The following is a 17,782-nucleotide window of genomic DNA, read 5'->3' on the forward strand; positions in this document are numbered from 1 at the left end:
TCAAGGCTCATGTTGGCGCAGGCGCTTGTACAGCGTGTTGCGACTGACGCCCAACTCCCGCGCCAGGTGGGAAATATTGCCGCCAGCGGCCTTCAAGCGTTGCGTGAGGTCGATGCCATCTTCCACATCCTCGCTGGCAGGCAACGGCGCTGGCACGTTCAAATCCACAAAAAAATCATCCGGCAGATGCTCGGGGCGCACCGGCTGCTCCTCGGCCATGGCCAGTGCTACCTGCAACACGCTGCTGACCTGGCGCAAATTGCCCGGCCACGGGTGTTGCTCGAACAACGCCAGCACCTCGGCACTCAGCCCGGCCCATTGAGTTGGCTCGCGGTGCTGCTGCCACAACTGCTGGAACAGCGCCTGCTTGTCGGTGCGCTCTCGCAACGGCGGCAGCTCCAGGGTCAGGCCGCCGATGCGGTAGTACAAATCCTCGCGAAAGCGCCCGGCCTGCACCCATTCGCGCAACGCGCGGTTGGTGGCGGAGATGATCCGCAAGTCCACCGGGAACAGCTCGCTGCTGCCCACCGGCTGCACGCATCGCTCCTGCAGCACCCGCAGCAAACGGGCCTGGGTCGGCAGCGGCATGTCGCCGATCTCATCCAGAAACAACGTGCCTTTGTCCGCCTTGCGAATCAGGCCGATGCTGCCTTTTTGATTGGCGCCGGTGAAGGCGCCTTTTTCATAGCCAAACAGCTCTGACTCGACTAACTCCGCCGGAATCGCCGCACAGTTCACCGCGATAAACGCCTGCGCGCTGCGCGAGCTGGCCTGGTGCAGGGCTTTGACGAACACCTCTTTGCCGACGCCGGTTTCGCCGTGGATCAGCAACGGAATGTCTTTTTCCAGCAGACGCTCGGCCTGGCGCACGGCTTTTTCCACACGCGCATCGCCAAAGTGCAGGGTCTTGAGGTTGATCGCGGTCGGCTTCAGCTCGGCAGGCTTGCCCGGCTTGGGCTCACTGAAGACCCGCGCCTGCACGGGCATCTTCTTCGGCCGCTTCAATAAACACTGAAACCGGTTGCGCCCCGCCGCCTGCAGCGAGAACGGCAAGCCTTCCGGCTGGTTCAGCAACTCCAGCAACGAGACCTTGAACAAACTGTCGATCAGCACCCGCGACAAACTGATGCCCAGCAAATTGTCCGCCCGGCGGTTGGCCGACAGCACTTGCCCGCTCTCATCAAAAATCAGCAGGCCGGCCCACTGACTGTCGAGGTTGTTCAGGCCGGTGTTGAAGGTCAGCTGAAAATGCTCGCCGCGAAACAGGTTGAGGATCAGCCGATTTTCCACGGTCTGGCTCATCATCTTGACCATGCCCAGGGTGTGGGAGGGCGGCAGATAGCTGTCGCTGGACACATCCAGCACCGCGATGATTTCGCGCTGGGCATCGAAGATCGGCGCCGCCGAGCCGGTCATGAAGCGGTTGGCCTTGAGGAAGTGTTCGTCGTGCTCGATATGCACCGCCTGGGCACAGGCCAAGGCGGTGCCGATCGCATTGGTGCCGCTGCTGCGCTCCCTCCAGCTGGCGCCGGCGCTGAAACCGCGCGCCAGTTTCGGCTCGATAAAGCGCTGGGTGCCCCACGAGGTCAAGACCTGGCCCTGATTGTCGGCCAGCATGATCAGGCAGTTGGAGTTGCTCAGGATGTTTTCGTAATAGGGCAGCACTTCCTGGTGGGTGGTCTGCACCAGCGAATGCTGGCTTTCCAGCAATTGGCTGATGCCCTCGGCGGGCAGTTGGTCGAAGCTGGGCGTGCTCTGGTGATCCAGGCCAAACGCGCGGCAGCGGCGCCAGGAATCCTGGATGAGGGTGTCGTGAGCCAAGGGTTCGGCCATGGGGGCGACCTTCTTTTTTATTGTTATTGGGCGTGCACAATCGGGCTGAAGAAACAGGGCCGAAATGTGGGAGCGGGCTTGCTCGCGAATGCGGTGGGTCAGCCAATACCGATGCCGACTGTTCTACCGCATTCGCGAGCAAGCCCGCTCCCACCTTGAATCTGTGTCGCCCATCAATTGTTGTTCAGAACTGTTCATTGTCAACCCGCCCGTTGTTCAGTTGTTCAGCCCCAATTGTTCACTTCTGTTGATGCCTGAACAGCCGATCGGGTCCATGTCCTTACAGATCAATCACCTGCCACTTCTGGCACGAAACTCGCTCTGGGCTCTCGTCGAACGTATTGCCAGATTCATTCCAATAATAAAAAAGGGCGTGTCATGTCATTGACCCTGGAACATGTCTCCCGCGTCGTCGAAGGCCAGACCTGGATCGACGACGCCAACCTGCGTTTCGAAGCCGGTTCCTTCAATGTTTTGCTGGGCCGCACCCTGTCCGGCAAGACCAGCCTGATGCGCCTGATGGCCGGCCTGGACAAGCCCGACAGCGGGCGCATCCTGATGAACGGCGTAGACGTCACGCACAAGCCGGTGCGCCTGCGCAACGTGTCGATGGTCTATCAGCAGTTCATCAATTACCCGACCATGACCGTGTTCGAAAACATCGCCTCGCCGTTGCGCCAGGCCGGTGTGTCCAACGAGCTGATCCAGAGCAAGGTGCTCGAAACCGCGAAAATGCTGCGCATCGAGAAATTCCTCCAGCGCCATCCGTTGGAGTTGTCCGGTGGCCAGCAGCAACGCACGGCCATGGCCCGCGCGCTGGTCAAAGACGCCGAGTTGATCCTGTTCGATGAACCGCTGGTGAACCTGGACTACAAACTGCGCGAAGAACTGCGTCAGGAAATGCGCGAGCTGTTCAAGGCCCGCCACACCATCGCCATCTACGCCACCACCGAACCCAACGAAGCACTGGCCCTCGGCGGCACCACCACGATTCTGCATGAGGGCCGGGTGATCCAGAGTGGCAAGGCTGCCGAGGTGTACCACCAGCCGCAGACCGTGCTGGCCGCCGAATTGTTTTCCGAGCCGCCGATCAACCTGATGCCGGGACGTATCAGCGGCAATGAAGTCAGCTTCGCCAATTTTGTGCACTTCCCGCTCAACGTCGACCTGCGCCCCATCGGCGAGGGCGAGTTCCGCTTTGGCGTGCGCCCCAGCCATATCAGCCTGGTGCCGAGCAACGACGATGACCTGGAACTGGCCGTGACCGTGGAAGTGGCCGAAATCAGCGGCTCGGAAACCTTCCTGCACGTGCGCAGTGAGCATTTCCTGCTGGTGCTGCACCTGCCGGGCGTGCACGAGTACGACGTCGATGCGCCGATCCGCGTGTACATCCCCACCCATAAACTGTTTGTGTTCGATGGCCAGGGCCGCTTGGTCCAGGCCCCCGGGCGCCGCGTAGCGAGGGTTGCCTGATGGCCGAGATCCATTTGCAGAACCTTGCGCACAGCTACAGCCCTACACCCGCCGGCCCTGAAGACTACGCGATTCGGGAAATGAACCACGTGTGGGAGCAGGGCGGTGCCTACGCTTTGCTCGGGCCTTCCGGGTGCGGCAAGTCGACCTTGCTGAATATCATCTCTGGCCTGCTCAACCCTTCGGAGGGCCAGGTGTTGTTCGACCACAAGGTGGTCAACGAACTCACCCCGGAACGGCGCAATATCGCCCAGGTGTTCCAGTTCCCTGTGGTGTACGACACCATGACGGTGTTCGACAACCTGGCCTTTCCGCTGCGCAACCAGGGCATGCCCGAGGCGAAAATTCACAGCAAGGTGCAGGAAATTGCCGAAGTCCTCGACCTGCAAACCCTGTTGAACAAAAAGGCGCGCAACCTGACTGCCGATGAAAAGCAGAAAGTCTCCATGGGCCGTGGCCTGGTGCGTGACGACGTGTCGGCAATCCTGTTCGACGAGCCGCTGACGGTGATCGACCCGCACCTGAAGTGGAAACTGCGGCGCAAGCTCAAGCAGATCCACGAGCAGTTCAATATCACCATGGTCTACGTGACCCACGACCAGCTTGAAGCCTCGACCTTTGCCGACAAAATCGCGGTGATGTACGGCGGGCAGATCGTGCAGTTCGGCACACCGCGCGAGTTGTTTGAGCGGCCGAGCCACACGTTCGTTGGCTATTTCATTGGCAGCCCCGGCATGAACCTGATTGAAGTGCAGGCCGAGGCGGGCGGGGTGCGTTTTGCCGGCACGCTGCTGCCGTTGCCCGAGGCGATGCAGCAGCGCATCCGCGAGGCCGATTGCCAGAAGCTGCAGGTGGGGATCCGCCCGGAATTTATCCACGTGTGGGACGAGTACAACCCTGACGCGCTGCAGGCCGACGTCACCCATGTCGAAGACCTTGGCACCTACAAGATCATGACCCTCAACCTTGACGGCGCGCCGTTGAAAGTACGCCTGGCCGAAGACAAACCGGTGCCCCAGGGCAGCGCCTCGATCAGCTTCCCGGCGCAGTGGCTGATGGTCTACGCCAATGATTACCTGCTGGAGGTGCAGCCATGAACAAGGTGCAGAACAACAAGGCCTGGTGGCTGGTGTTGCCGGTGTTTCTGTTGGTGGCGTTCAGTGCGGTGATCCCGATGATGACCGTGGTCAACTACTCGGTGCAGGATATTTTCGACCAGTCCAGCCGCTACTTTGTCGGCGCCGACTGGTACAAGCAGGTGCTGCTCGACCCGCGCTTGCATGACTCCTTGCTGCGCCAGTTCATCTACTCGGCCTGCGTGCTGCTGATCGAAATCCCGCTGGGTATCGCCATCGCCCTGACCATGCCGACCAAAGGCCGCTGGTCGTCGCTGGTGCTGATCATTCTGGCGATTCCGCTGCTGATTCCGTGGAACGTGGTGGGCACCATCTGGCAGATCTTCGGCCGTGCCGACATCGGTTTGCTCGGTTCAACCCTCAACGCCATGGGCATCAACTACAACTACGCGGCCAACACCATGGACGCCTGGGTCACGGTGCTGGTGATGGACGTGTGGCACTGGACCTCGCTGGTGGCGTTGCTGTGTTACTCGGGGCTGCGGGCGATCCCGGACGTGTACTACCAGGCCGCGCGGATTGATCGGGCATCGGCCTGGGCGGTGTTCCGACATATCCAGTTGCCGAAGCTGAAAAGCGTGCTGCTGATCGCGGTGATGCTGCGGTTCATGGACAGCTTCATGATCTACACCGAGCCCTTCGTGCTCACGGGCGGCGGCCCGGGTAACGCCACTACCTTCCTCAGTCAGACGCTGACCCAGATGGCTGTCGGCCAATTCGACCTGGGCCCGGCGGCGGCGTTTTCCCTGGTGTATTTCCTGATCATTTTGTTGGTGTCCTGGCTGTTCTACACCGCCATGACCCACTCTGACGCCAACCGCTGAGGCCGCCAGCATGAGCAAACGCAAGCTGATACCGCTGCTGATCTACATCCTGTTCCTGCTGGTGCCGATCTACTGGCTGCTGAACATGTCCTTCAAGAGCAACACCGAAATCCTTGGCGGGCTGACCCTGTTTCCGCAGGCTTTCACCCTGGCCAACTACAAAGTGATCTTCACCGACCCGAGCTGGTACACCGGCTATATCAACTCACTGTATTACGTGAGCCTGAACACGGTGATTTCCCTGAGCGTGGCGCTGCCGGCGGCCTACGCCTTCTCACGCTACCGCTTCCTGGGCGACAAGCACCTGTTCTTCTGGCTGCTGACCAACCGCATGGCACCGCCGGCGGTGTTTTTGCTGCCGTTTTTCCAGCTGTATTCGTCCATCGGCCTGTTCGACACGCACATCGCCGTAGCCCTGGCGCATTGCCTGTTCAACGTGCCGTTGGCGGTGTGGATTCTGGAAGGCTTCATGTCCGGCGTGCCCAAGGAAATCGACGAAACCGCCTACATCGACGGCTACAGCTTTCCCAAGTTTTTCGTGAAGATTTTTATCCCGCTGATCGGCTCCGGCATCGGGGTAACCGCGTTTTTCTGCTTCATGTTTTCCTGGGTCGAGCTGTTGCTGGCGCGCACGCTGACCTCGGTCAACGCCAAGCCCATCGCGGCGGTGATGACCCGCACGGTTTCGGCTTCGGGTATCGATTGGGGCGTGCTGGCGGCGGCGGGGGTGTTGACCATCCTGCCCGGCATGCTGGTGATCTGGTTTGTTCGCAACCACGTGGCCAAGGGCTTTGCCCTGGGCCGGGTCTGAGGAGTCGATGATGGAATGGATGGCCTGGACCACTCCCACCGCGTTGTTCTTTGCGGCCATTGGCGTGCTGCTGGTGGGCATGACCACCTGGGAACTGCGCTCGCCGAGCATCCCTCGGCGCGGTTTTTTACCGATCAGCACCACCCGTGGTGATCGCCTGTTTATCGGTCTTCTCGGCAGCGCCTACCTGCATTTACTGGTAATCGGCGCTACCGACTGGAGCATCTGGGTGGCGTCCGCGCTGTCCCTGGTATGGCTGTTGAGTGTGATGCGTTGGGGCTAGTGCCCTTGTGAATAAACCACCAGGAGGTCTCTATGTTGAATAAAAACAATAAGCTGCGACATAGCATTTCATTGGCCGCCGTACTGGCCCTCAGCGGTTTGAGCGCCACGGCCTGGGCCGATGCGTATGAAGACGCGGCGAAAAAATGGATCGGCAGCGAGTTCAAACCGTCCACCCTCACCCAAGACCAGCAGCTCGAAGAGTTGAAGTGGTTTATCAAGGCGGCAGAACCGTTTCGTGGGATGAAGATCAACGTGGTGTCGGAAACCCTCACCACCCACGAGTACGAATCCAAGGTGCTGGCCAAGGCCTTCAGCGAAATCACCGGCATCAAGCTGACCCACGACCTGCTGCAGGAAGGCGACGTGGTGGAAAAGCTGCAAACCCAGATGCAGTCCGACAAGAACATCTATGACGGCTGGGTCAACGATTCCGACTTGATCGGCACGCACTTTCGCTATGGCAAGACCGAGTCGATCACTGACCTGATGGCCAACGAAGGCAAGGACTTCACCTCGCCGACCCTGGACATCAAGGACTTTATCGGCATCTCGTTCACCACCGCGCCGGACGGCAAAATTTACCAACTGCCCGACCAGCAGTTCGCCAACCTCTACTGGTTCCGCGCCGACTGGTTTGAGCGGCCGGAGCTGAAAGCCAAGTTCAAGGAAAAATACGGCTACGACCTTGGCGTACCGGTGAACTGGTCGGCCTATGAAGACATCGCCAAATTCTTCAGTGAAGACGTCAAGGAAATCGACGGCAAACGTATTTATGGGCACATGGACTACGGCAAAAAAGACCCGTCACTGGGCTGGCGTTTCACCGATGCCTGGTTCTCCATGGCCGGCGGCGGCGACAAGGGCCTGCCCAACGGCTTGCCGGTGGACGAGTGGGGCATTCGCGTGGAGGACTGCCACCCGGTGGGCTCCAGCGTGACCCGCGGCGGCGACACCAACGGCCCGGCCGCGGTGTACGCGACGCAGAAATACGTGGACTGGATGAAAGCCTACGCGCCACCCGAAGCGGCGGGCATGACCTTCTCCGAATCCGGCCCGGTGCCGTCCCAGGGCAACATCGCCCAGCAGATCTTCTGGTACACCGCGTTTACCGCCGACATGACCAAGCCGGGCCTGCCGGTGGTGAATGCCGACGGCACGCCGAAATGGCGCATGGCCCCATCGCCGGTCGGGCCTTATTGGGAAAAGGGCATGAAGAAGGGCTATCAGGACGTGGGCTCCTGGACTTTCCTCAAGTCGACGCCTGAGAAGCAGAAACTCGCGGCCTGGCTCTACGCGCAGTTCGTGACCTCGAAAACCGTCTCGCTGAAGAAAACCATTGTTGGCCTGACGCCGATTCGTGAGTCCGACATCAACTCCCAGGCCATGACCGACCTGGCGCCCAAACTCGGTGGCCTGGTGGAGTTCTACCGCAGCCCGGCACGGGTCGAGTGGACCCCGACCGGCACCAACGTGCCGGACTACCCGCGCCTGGCGCAACTGTGGTGGAGCAACATCGCCGCTGCCGCCAGCGGCGAGAAAACCCCGCAGCAGGCGCTGGACAACCTGGCCAAGGAGCAGGACGCGATCATGACGCGCCTGGAACGCTCCAACGTGCAGCCGATATGCGGCCCGAAAATGAACCCCGAGCGTGATGCCCAATACTGGTTCGACCAGCCCGGCGCGCCGAAGCCGAAACTGGCCAATGAGAAACCCAAAGGCGAAACCGTGAGCTACAACGACCTGCTCAAGTCGTGGGAGGCAGCGCGTAAGTAACACAGCATCCGTGGCAAGCGGGCCTACGTGGCGAGCGGGCTTGCCCCGCGCTGGGTTGCGAAGCAGCCCCAAAACCTGACGACCGAGTACTGTCTGGATGAACTCGGCGTCTTGATTGGGGCTGCTGCGCAGCCCAACGCGGGGCAAGCCCGCTCGCCACATCAAGCCCGCTCTTCACAATGGGCCGTTCAGCACACTGATTTTGTGCCTACTGACACCCCCTGTTTGCCGCCAAAATCCGCGCCGTGTCCCGCGCGGGCGGCAGCCCGAACACCCGCGCATAGTCGCGGCTGAACTGGGTCGCGCTTTCGTACCCCACCGCAAACGCCGCGCCGGTCACACTGCTCGCAGTGGCCAGCATCAACGTGCGCGCCTGCAGCAAGCGCACGCGCTTCTGATACTGCAACGGGCTTAGGTTGGTCACCGCCTTGAAGTGGCGATGAAACGCCGAAACGCTCATCGCCGCCTTGTGTGCCAGCGCCTCCACGCGAATCGGTTCGGCAAAATCCTGGCGAATCCATTGGATGGCCTGGTTGACTCGCGCCATGGCAGTGTCCGGCGCGGCGATGTCGCGCAACATCCAGCCATGGGGGCCTTGCAGTACGTGGAAAAGAATCTCCCGTTCGTACGCAGGTGCCAGTGCGGCAATCGCTACCGGGTCGCCCATCAGGCGCAGCATGCGCACCCACGCGTCCATCAATGCCGGCGTTACCGCCGCCACCGAGAAGCCGGCTTCCTGCGCACGGCGTGCAGTGGGTGCAGGCAGGTCGTTGAGCAGGGTGGTCAGCAGCGTCGGGTCCAGGCTCAAGCTGACCGCCAGGTAGGGCTCGCCGCTGCTCGCCGGGTGCACTGCGCCCACGGCCGGCAACTCGATGGACATCACAAAGTACGTCGCCGGGTCGTAGTGCAGCGTGCGGTCGCCCACGGTCATGCTTTTACTGCCCTGCAGGATCAGGTTGATCATTGGCTCATACACCGCCGCCAGCCTGTGTTCCGGGATCGCGCCCTGAACCATCGCCACACGCGGGATACCGGTCTCGGTGCGGCGGTTTTCGGCCTTGGCGGCCAGGACGCGCAGTTCGATCAATTGATTATTCATAGCGGCCATGCTGTGCCTTCCTGCGAACCGCGCGCAAGCAAAAAGCAGAAACAGGCAGGATTGAAGTAGGAACGGCTGCGCTGACGGGGAGGGCGATGGCTACTGTAGCCACTCAACTTTTAAAGCGTGGAGCAGCTCATGAGCGTCATCGTAATCACCGGAGGCAGTCGGGGCATTGGTGCCAGTACCGCCGAGCTGTGTGCCCGTCAGGGCCATGGCGTGATCCTCACCTACCATCACCATCCTGAAGCGGCGCACGCAGTGGTGCAGCGCATTGAGTCCGCCGGCGGCAAAGCCGTTGCCTTGGCGTTGGACGTGGCAGACGTCAGCGTTTTCGCGGCATTTCGTGAGACGGTGCTGCATACGTTGCAGGCCACATGGGGTACCCAGCGCCTCAGCGGGCTGGTGAACAACGCCGGCTACGGCCTGTTCAACCCTCTCGAATCGGTGAGCGAGGCGCAGTTCGACGGCCTATTCAACGTGCACCTCAAGGGCCCGTTTTTTCTCACCCAAACCCTGTTGCCGTTGCTGGAGGACCACGCCAGTATCGTCAACCTCACCAGTGCCACCACCCGCGTGGCCACGGCGGGCGTTGCGCCTTATGCCGCCTTCAAGGGCGGCCTGGACGTACTCACTCGCTACATGGCCAAGGAGTTCGGCGAGCGCCGCATCCGCGCCAATGCGGTGTCCCCCGGCGCGATCCGCACCGAGCTTGGGGGCGGCTTGAACGATGAGTTCGAAGCCCAGTTGGCTGCGCAAACCGCCCTCGGCCGAGTTGGCGAACCCCAAGACGTGGCACGGGTCATCGCCATGCTGCTGTCGCAGGAAGGCCGTTGGATCAATGCCCAGACCCTTGAGGTCGCGGGTGGCTACATCATTTGAATTGTGAGGTCACACATGCTGGATCATCTGTTTATCTCGGTCAGCGACATCCGCCGCTCGGTCCGTTTCTATGAAGGGGCGTTGGCGCCGCTGGGCATCACCACACGGTTTGACTACGACGGCAAGGACGGCCCCCCCGGCCATCCCGACCTCAAGGGCTTTGGTGCCAACGGGCGGATGTTCTTCTGGTTGCGCGAAGGCGTGGTCGACGGGCGTGCGGTGCATGTAGGCTTTGTCGCCAATAGCCGTCAGGAGGTCGAAAAGGCCTACGCGGCTGCACTGGAACACGGCGCCACCGACAACGGCGCGCCCGGCGCGCGCATGCACTACGACCCCAACTACTACGCCGCCAACGTGGTCGACCCGGACGGGTACAGCCTGGAGTTCGTCTACAAGAACTGGCAGCACGTTTAATAGCCTCTGGCGCCTCTCGGGCGGTGCCGGATAACCGCTGATCCGCAGCCTCGCAATGCCGATTGAATTTTCTCCACAGCCGGATGCTCTGCACTTTAGAAGCGCGCGTTTTGAGCGCTCTTGCGGGGCTTTCTGGTGAGAAAGCCGAGTAGTATCGGACTTTGTGGAAACTGCCATCATGACGCTTTTTACAGCGCTGTCGGGCCAACCGGCCACCCTGACTGACTCGGCCGACGGCCGCCATCAACGCGTGTACCTGCAGTTGTACAACGAGGCGCAGGGTTGCGAGGCGCTAGCACGGGAATTCTTGCAGGCGCAATTGGCCCAGGTGCAGGACGTGCCCTGCGAATTGCCCGACACGCCCGAACAATTGCCCGCGTGGGTCGAGCAGCGCTGCGCCGCCGTGGCCCGCGACTACGCCGACTACCTTGAGCAACGCCAGCAGGGTCAGCCACGGCGCTACTTCCAGAACAAGGCTCACGCGTTGTACGTGTTGCAATGCGTGGCGCCGACCAAACAGGTCGATGGCGCCTGGCTGTACGGGTTACTGCGCTATTGGCAGGACCAGCGCTTCGATGGGCTGCTGACCACCTACCTCGAAGAACTGGGCGACGGCGAAGCCGCGCAGAACCATGTGGTGATCTATCGCAAGCTGCTCAGCGAGCACGATGCCGACAGTGAAGCCGGCGTCAAGGATGACGACTACCTGCAAGGCGCCTTGCAACTGGCGCTGGGCCTGTGTGCCGAGGAGTTTCTGCCGGAAGTGATCGGTTACAACCTGGGCTATGAGCAATTACCCCTGCACCTGCTGATCACCTCGTACGAGCTGAGCGAGCTGGGCATCGATCCCTATTACTTCACCCTCCACGTCACCATCGACAATGCCAGCAGCGGCCACGCGTGCAAGGCCGCGCAATCGGTGTTGAGCCTGTTGCCGCTGGGCGAGGGCAGGGAGCAGTTCTACCGCCGCGTGGCCCGCGGTTATCAGCTCAATGACCTCGGGCCGGGCACCACGGCCGTGATCGAACGCTTCAACCTGCAGGAGCAAGTCGTGGCCATGCTTGAGCGTAAGCGCACGTATGGCCAGCACATGCATTCCGATTACTGCCGCTTCGAGGGCAAAACCGTCAATCAATGGCTGGCACAGCCTGGGCAGATCGCTGAGTTCCTCCAGGCGCTGCAAGACAAAGGCTGGATCAAGCGCAACCAGGACCCTGCCGACAGCCGTTTCTGGCAACTGATCGAGGGCGCTGGTGCGGCGATGTTCGGCGTGTTCAGCGGCGCTGAAAAGCAGCTGCTGCACGACTGGATTGCCGGTGACTGGGTCAGCGGCGAGCGCGTGCCGCCTGCACGGCCGGGGCGCGGCAGCCGTTTTTCCCGGGAGCAGCATCGCCCGGCCGATCCGGACACCCAGGCGCTGGTTGAATCACTGTGCAAGCTGCCCGATGAACAGCAGCTCGATGCGCTGATCCCGTGGATGTCGGCGCGGCGCCATTGCGCTCCGGCCGGGCTTTACGCGACGCGGCGCTTTATCCAACTGCGCGCGCGTCTGCGCTGAGGAGGGTCGTTCATGTCTGCACAGCAGCTCGTCGATCGCACTTTGTTGAACCTGGGCCGCGGATTGAAGGAGAACGGGTACCGGTTTATCACGCCGACGCCCCTGACCCATGAACGGGTCTGCCAGCGCCTGGCAACGCCGCTGGCGATGACCATGCGCGATGTGTTCGGCTGGTCGCTGCCATTTGATAACGCGTTGTTGCCAGAGGCCTTTCGCGAAGAATTGCAGCAAGCGCAGGTGATCGAAAAACACGACGCCCTGTGGCGCAGCACCGTGCGCTGGTCGAGCCTGGACGAGTTGCTGTTTGCCCACTCGCCGTACCCGACCACCCAGGCCGACGCGGTGTTTTTCGGACCCGACAGCTACCGGTTTGCCCACGTGATCCAAGCCTATCTGCAACAGTGTTTCGACCCTGTGCGGCGGGCGGTCGACATCGGTTGCGGCGCGGGTGTCGGTGCATTGGTCATCGCCCGTGCCCGGCCTGACGCTGACGTGCTGGCGGTGGACATCAACCCCCGCGCCCTGCGCATGACGGCAGTGAATGCCGAGCTGGCGGGCCTGGCGAATGTCAGCGCCTACCACAGCGACATACTGGCCAGCGTCGACGGTGAATTCGACCTGATCGTTGCCAACCCGCCCTATATGAATGACCAGCATCAGCGCGCCTATCGCCACGGTGGCGGTGCCTTGGGCGCGCAGTTGTCGGTGCGTATCGTCAGCGAATCCCGCGAGCGCCTGGCCCTTGGCGGCAGCCTGGTGCTCTACACGGGCGTGGCGATGGTGGCCGGCGCCGATCCCTTTCTGGAGGCGATCAAACCGCTGGTGGCCAGCGCTGACTACGGCTGGACCTACCGCGAAATCGACCCTGACGTCTTTGGCGAAGAGCTGGAAAAACCCGGCTATGAGGGCGTCGAGCGGATTGCCGTGGTGGCGCTCACCGTCACCCGGCTGCGCTGAGGCGTGGCGCGCGTCAGCGGCGACCACTGATCGGCTGTGGCCATACCTCGACGGAACGCTCGCAGGCGCCGCGCACCTTAATCAATAACCCTCTCAACACCCTCTCAAGAACAGGAGTGCAGAGCATGCGAGCGATGACTTTCCAGGGCGCGCACAAAGTGCAGGTCGATACGGTGCCCGATCCGATCATTGAGCAGCCCGACGACATTATTTTGCGCGTCACCGCCACCGCCATTTGCGGCTCGGACTTGCACCTGTACCGCGGCAAGATCCCGACCGTCGAGCACGGCGACATCTTTGGCCATGAGTTCATGGGCATCGTCGAGGAAACCGGGCCGGCGGTGACAGCCGTGCAGCGCGGCGACCGCGTGGTGATCCCGTTCGTGATTGCCTGTGGCGACTGCTTCTTCTGCCAACTGCAACAATTTGCCGCCTGCGAAACCACCAATGACGGGCGTGGCGCGATCCTGAATAAAAAGGCAATCCCGCCGGGTGCCGCGTTGTTCGGCTACAGCCGTCTGTATGGTGGCATTCCCGGCGGCCAGGCCGAGCTGGTGCGGGTGCCGAAAGCCAACACCGGGCCCTTCAAGGTGCCTGGGCTGCTGGCGGATGAAAAGGTCCTGTTCCTCTCGGACATCCTGCCGACGGCCTGGCAGGCGGTGACCAGCGCCGGCATCGGCAAGGGCTCCAGCGTTGCGATCTACGGCGCCGGCCCGGTAGGCCTGCTCAGCGCGGCGTGCGCGCAGATGCTTGGCGCCGAGCAGATCTTCATGGTCGATGACCATCCCTATCGCTTGGCCTATGCGCAAAAAATGTACGGGGTGATCCCGATCAACTTCGAAGAAGATGACGACCCCGCCGACACCATCATTCGCCAGACCGCCGGCATGCGCGGGGTCGATGGCGTGGTGGACGCCGTCGGGTTCGAAGCCAAGGGCAGCACCACCGAGACCATCCTCACCACGCTCAAGATCGAAGGCAGCAGCGGCAAGGCCTTGCGCCAGTGCATCGCCGCCGTGCGCCGTGGCGGCGTGGTCAGCGTGGCCGGGGTGTATGCCGGGTTTATTCACGGGTTCATGTTTGGCGACGCGTTCGACAAGGGGCTGACGTTCAAGATGGGCCAGACCCATGTGCAGCGCTTCCTGCCGCAATTGCTTGAGCACATCGAGCTGGGGCATCTGAACCCCGAGGCGATCGTCACGCATCGGTTGTCGCTGGAGCAGGCTGCGCGCGGCTATGAGCTGTTTGACAAGGCCGAGGAGGAGTGCCGCAAGGTGATCCTGCTGCCGGGCATGGATGAGCGGCCGATTGTCGAACCGCTGGAAGAAGTGACGCCCGATCTACGCCTGCAGGGCGTTCCAGGCTTCTAAACCACACGCAGCGCAAACCGGGAGGGGGCAAGCCCCTCCCGCATTCACGTCAGGCTGACGCCTGCGGTTGGATCTGCAGCACGCCGTCCACGTCCTTGACCAGGCCACTGGCCACAAACAACGGCGCCACGCGCTTGTGCAATTGCGGCTCGACGAACTCCTTGACCGTGTCCAGCGCCAGTTCACCACTGAGCGGCAGCTCGGCCTTGGTGTACGACAACCAGGCTTTTTTCAGCATCGTCAGCACATCACTGCCCGCGGTCGAGGCAAACCGTCGGTGGCTGGGTTTGCCGTCGAAGTTGAAGCTGTGCTGGTACGCGTAGCCGGTTTCGTCACCGTTGCTGGCGGCGCAGCGTACGCAGGTGCATGGGCCGTCGCCGAACGCGCTGCGCAGGTAGGCGTTGAAGTCCACCACGGGCTTGAGTGACAGGCGCTTATCCACCTCGAACAGGTCCCCGGTCATTTTATCGTCAGTGTTCAACGTCCATTTCCTCGCAGGTCGGCAGGTGCATTTCAAAGCGCGGCACAATACCAGCCGAGCGGCGCCCATGGGGATTTTTTGCGCGAAAGGTACTCGCTTCAGTGTCGACGCCCATTCGCCAATAGCCTTGTTAGAGTTTCCCCAATCAACCTCCACAGGACACTGATATGCGCACTCAGACTTCTATCTATAACCATGGCGTGGCCTGGGAAGAGGGCAACAGGGTCAGTCAAGGCTACAGCGTCAACGGTACGATTTTCATCGCCGGGCAGTTTTCCCACTCGCTTGAAGGTGAATTCGTCGATGGCGACGCCGCAGCGCAAACGCGTAAAACCCTGGAAAACCTCGACCATGTGCTGGCAGGCTTTGGTGTCGGACGCTCGAACATCGCCGCCGTGGATATTTACCTGGTGCACGCCAAGCGCGATTTCGAGGCAGTGGTGGCGGTGTGGAAGGACTACATCGGCGCTCATCGCCCAGCGGCCACGCTGGTGGGTGTGAATTACCTGGCCTCGGACGCGCAAATTGTCGAGATCAAGGCCGTCGCCCACGCGGATTGATCAGCCCGGCAGCTGCTCGGCCAGCAGGTCGATGAAACGCCGGACTCGCGGTTCCAGGTAACGCTTGCTTGGGTACATGGCCATGATCTCCACATCGCCTGCGTCCAGGCCGGGCAGTACCGCTGCCAGACGCCCGCTGGCCAGGTCGTCGGCGACCAGGAAGTCCGGCAGCAGGGCGATCCCCATGCCAGCCACGGCGGCGTCACGCAACGCCTCGCCGCTGTCCAGGCGCAGGCGGCTATGGCCGGGGGCCTTGAACCATTGACCCTGTTCGTCACGAAAGCGCCAGCTTTGTTTGCGCGTTCGGCTGCTGAAATACAGGCAGTCATGGTGGGCGAGGGCGTCCGGGTCGCGGGGTGTGCCGTGTTCGGCCAGGTAGGCCGGGGCGGCGCACAGCAAGGCTCGGTAGCGCGCCACCACGCGGGACACCAGTTGGCGGTCGGCGTGCTCGCCGCCGATACGAATCGCCAGATCGAAGCCGTCCTCGACGATGTCGGCCATGCGGTCGGTGAAGCTCACTTCTACCTGCACGTGTGGCCAGGTTTTCAAATAGGTGTCGAGCAGCGGCAGGATCACGCGGCGCCCGAAGGCATCCGGCAGGGTGAGCCGCAGCACCCCGCGCGGTGTGCCGCTGGGCTGGCCGATGGCCGTTTGCGCGGTGTCGACGGCGGCCAGAATCTGCACACCTTGATCGTACAATGCACGGCCTTCATCGGTCAGGCTCAGGTTGCGCGTGGTGCGGTTGAGCAGGCGCACGCCAAGGCTGTCTTCCAGACGCATGACGGCCTTGCCGGCCGCCGAGCGCGTAAGCCCCATGGTCTGGCCGCCCGCGACAAAGCTGGCACCGTCGACCACGGCCATGAAGATCAACATTTCATTGAGGTTGGTGCGCAGCATCGAGCGACTCGCGATGGAAGGGCAGGCGCGCAATATAGCAGTTCAGCGCTGCTGATTTATTGCATAAGAATAGAGCTATATATTCTTTTCGTGTCTTAAAAAACGCCGCTAGGCTTCATCACCTTCCCGAAAACGCGGCAGATTCCCCCATGACTTTCAAGCGTTCCTCCCTGACCCTATTGGCCGCGTCGCTGGCCGCTGCTGGCAGCTTGCTCAGCCCCGGTGCCCAGGCCGAAGGCAAAATCAGCATTGCCCAGCAGTTCGGCATCGGCTACCTGATCCTCGACGTGGTGCGCGACCAGCACTTGATCGAGAAACACGGCAAGGCGCAGGGGCTGGATATCCAGGTGGAATGGAACAGCATCTCCGGCGCCACGGCGATGAATGAATCGCTGCTGGCGGGTGCGCTGGACGTGGTATCGGCCGGTGTGCCGCCGATGCTCACTTTGTGGGACCGCACCAAGGGCAAGCAGAACGTCAAGGCCATCGCCTCCCTCGGTTCGATGCCCAATTACCTGCTGACCAACAACCCTAATGTGAAGACCCTCAAGGACTTCACCGAGAAAGACCGCATCGCCGTGCCCGCTGCCGGTGTGGGGTTCCAGTCGCGCACTTTGCAGATCGAAACCGCCAAGCAGTTTGGCGATGCGAACTACAAGAAATTCGACGATATCTCCATCAGCCTGGCTCACCCTGATGCCACGGCGGCGTTGATTGCCGGTGGTTCGGAGATTAATTCGCACTTCTCCAGCCCGCCGTTCCAGTACCAGGAGTTGCTCAACCCTAACGTGCACAAGGTGCTCAGTTCCTACGACATCCTTGGGGGGCAGGCTACGTTCAACGTGCTTTACACCACTGAGAAATTTCACGACCAGAACCCCAAGACCTACAAGGCGTTTTACGACGCGCTGGCTGAGGCTGAGACGATTATCAAAGCCGACAAGCCGGCCGCGGCCAAGGCGTATATCCGTGTGGAGCAGTCCAAGCTGCCGTTGGACCTGGTGGAGAAAATTGTCCAGGACCCGGAGATCGATTTCACCATCGTGCCGCAGCGGACCTATATCTATGCCGAGAAATTGCAGGAACTGGGGGTATTGAAGAACAAGGCGGCGAGTTGGAAGGATTACTTTTTTGAAGAGGCTCATGGTGGGAATGGGAGTTGAGGGGCCATTCGGGTAAATCGGGGGGCGTTATGGTGGTAGGGCGCGGTACATATCCGTTGCTGCGGTAACGGCCGCTTAGGGTTCCGCTCTTACAGCGGGTCACTTTTGGCAAACGCCCCAAAAGTAACCAAAAGGTCTCTGCCCCACCACTCGGCACCTCGCTTAGGCTCGGTGTGCCCTCACTCCGGCTTGAATCCGTGGGCCGCCGCGACGGGCCATCCATGGCCCAACGCGGCTAACCCGGCGTCCTGCCGGGTTACCCACGG

Annotated in this window: 17 protein-coding genes; 13 read left to right on the forward strand and 4 right to left on the reverse strand. The window is 61.7% G+C overall.

Annotated features, from left to right (window positions below; genetic code table 11):
• On the reverse strand, positions 1–1,833 hold the full coding sequence (locus AACW30_RS21375; protein ID WP_106580622.1) for a sigma-54-dependent Fis family transcriptional regulator: 1,833 nt from the start codon (positions 1,831–1,833) through the stop codon (positions 1–3).
• Between the two features lie 378 nt (positions 1,834–2,211).
• On the opposite strand from AACW30_RS21375, the gene AACW30_RS21380 reads away from it, so the two are divergent.
• Genes AACW30_RS21380 through AACW30_RS21405 form a run of 6 tightly spaced genes read left to right on the forward strand, consistent with a single transcriptional unit; the run spans position 2,212 to position 8,135 of the window.
• On the forward strand, positions 2,212–3,306 hold the full coding sequence (locus tag AACW30_RS21380) for an ABC transporter ATP-binding protein (RefSeq protein WP_124417045.1): 1,095 nt from the start codon (positions 2,212–2,214) through the stop codon (positions 3,304–3,306).
• Entirely contained in the window at positions 3,306–4,403 is a 1,098-nt protein-coding gene (locus AACW30_RS21385; protein ID WP_179607304.1) for an ABC transporter ATP-binding protein, read from the forward strand. Before AACW30_RS21380 ends, AACW30_RS21385 begins: the two co-directional genes overlap by 1 nt.
• The gene (locus AACW30_RS21390; protein ID WP_106580626.1) at positions 4,400–5,266 is read left to right on the forward strand and encodes a carbohydrate ABC transporter permease; all 867 of its coding nucleotides are present in this window, start codon (positions 4,400–4,402) and stop codon (positions 5,264–5,266) included. Before AACW30_RS21385 ends, AACW30_RS21390 begins: the two co-directional genes overlap by 4 nt.
• 10 nt (positions 5,267–5,276) lie before the next feature.
• The gene (locus tag AACW30_RS21395) at positions 5,277–6,077 is read left to right on the forward strand and encodes a carbohydrate ABC transporter permease (RefSeq protein WP_106580627.1); all 801 of its coding nucleotides are present in this window, start codon (positions 5,277–5,279) and stop codon (positions 6,075–6,077) included.
• Positions 6,078–6,087: 10 nt separating this feature from the next.
• Positions 6,088–6,360 carry a DUF2160 domain-containing protein gene (locus tag AACW30_RS21400; protein WP_124417047.1) on the forward strand — a complete coding sequence of 91 codons (273 nt, stop codon included), beginning with the start codon at positions 6,088–6,090 and terminating at the stop codon, positions 6,358–6,360.
• Between the two features lie 32 nt (positions 6,361–6,392).
• Positions 6,393–8,135 carry an ABC transporter substrate-binding protein gene (locus tag AACW30_RS21405; protein ID WP_106580629.1) on the forward strand — a complete coding sequence of 581 codons (1,743 nt, stop codon included), beginning with the start codon at positions 6,393–6,395 and terminating at the stop codon, positions 8,133–8,135.
• 208 nt (positions 8,136–8,343) lie between these two features.
• On the opposite strand, the gene AACW30_RS21410 is transcribed toward AACW30_RS21405, so the two are convergent.
• Positions 8,344–9,234 carry an AraC family transcriptional regulator gene (locus AACW30_RS21410; RefSeq protein ID WP_200625705.1) on the reverse strand — a complete coding sequence of 297 codons (891 nt, stop codon included), beginning with the start codon at positions 9,232–9,234 and terminating at the stop codon, positions 8,344–8,346.
• Between the two features lie 138 nt (positions 9,235–9,372).
• Between AACW30_RS21410 and AACW30_RS21415 the strand changes: the two genes are divergently transcribed.
• The 5 genes from AACW30_RS21415 to AACW30_RS21435 all read left to right on the forward strand — a co-directional run bounded on the left by AACW30_RS21415 (position 9,373) and on the right by AACW30_RS21435 (position 14,415).
• Complete coding sequence (locus tag AACW30_RS21415; protein WP_124417049.1) at positions 9,373–10,116, forward strand: SDR family NAD(P)-dependent oxidoreductase; 744 nt, start codon at positions 9,373–9,375, stop codon at positions 10,114–10,116.
• 15 nt (positions 10,117–10,131) lie between these two features.
• Positions 10,132–10,530: a VOC family protein gene (locus AACW30_RS21420; protein ID WP_200625699.1), complete on the forward strand. Its 399-nt coding sequence runs from the start codon at positions 10,132–10,134 to the stop codon at positions 10,528–10,530.
• Between the two features lie 178 nt (positions 10,531–10,708).
• Entirely contained in the window at positions 10,709–12,088 is a 1,380-nt protein-coding gene (locus AACW30_RS21425) for an iron-containing redox enzyme family protein (protein WP_200625700.1), read from the forward strand.
• 12 nt (positions 12,089–12,100) lie between these two features.
• Positions 12,101–13,045, forward strand: coding sequence for a methyltransferase (locus tag AACW30_RS21430; RefSeq protein ID WP_200625701.1), 945 nt, complete (start codon positions 12,101–12,103; stop codon positions 13,043–13,045).
• A 125-nt stretch (positions 13,046–13,170) separates the two neighbouring features.
• Entirely contained in the window at positions 13,171–14,415 is a 1,245-nt protein-coding gene (locus tag AACW30_RS21435; protein WP_200625702.1) for a zinc-dependent alcohol dehydrogenase, read from the forward strand.
• A 49-nt stretch (positions 14,416–14,464) separates the two neighbouring features.
• On the opposite strand, the gene AACW30_RS21440 is transcribed toward AACW30_RS21435, so the two are convergent.
• Positions 14,465–14,896, reverse strand: a complete 432-nt coding sequence (locus AACW30_RS21440) for a hypothetical protein (protein ID WP_106580635.1) — start codon at positions 14,894–14,896, stop codon at positions 14,465–14,467.
• A 167-nt stretch (positions 14,897–15,063) separates the two neighbouring features.
• Between AACW30_RS21440 and AACW30_RS21445 the strand changes: the two genes are divergently transcribed.
• The gene (locus tag AACW30_RS21445; protein ID WP_200625703.1) at positions 15,064–15,456 is read left to right on the forward strand and encodes a RidA family protein; all 393 of its coding nucleotides are present in this window, start codon (positions 15,064–15,066) and stop codon (positions 15,454–15,456) included.
• Here the strand turns inward: AACW30_RS21445 and AACW30_RS21450 are convergent, their stop codons facing one another.
• The gene (locus AACW30_RS21450) at positions 15,457–16,353 is read right to left on the reverse strand and encodes a LysR family transcriptional regulator (RefSeq protein ID WP_200625704.1); all 897 of its coding nucleotides are present in this window, start codon (positions 16,351–16,353) and stop codon (positions 15,457–15,459) included. It lies immediately after the preceding gene.
• A gap of 149 nt (positions 16,354–16,502) precedes the next feature.
• On the opposite strand from AACW30_RS21450, the gene AACW30_RS21455 reads away from it, so the two are divergent.
• Positions 16,503–17,516 carry an ABC transporter substrate-binding protein gene (locus AACW30_RS21455; RefSeq protein ID WP_169366382.1) on the forward strand — a complete coding sequence of 338 codons (1,014 nt, stop codon included), beginning with the start codon at positions 16,503–16,505 and terminating at the stop codon, positions 17,514–17,516.
• The last annotated feature ends 266 nt before the right edge of the window (positions 17,517–17,782 follow it).

This window comes from Pseudomonas sp. MF6747 (genome assembly GCF_963890955.1).
In the GTDB taxonomy this organism is placed as follows: Bacteria; Pseudomonadota; Gammaproteobacteria; order Pseudomonadales; family Pseudomonadaceae; genus Aquipseudomonas.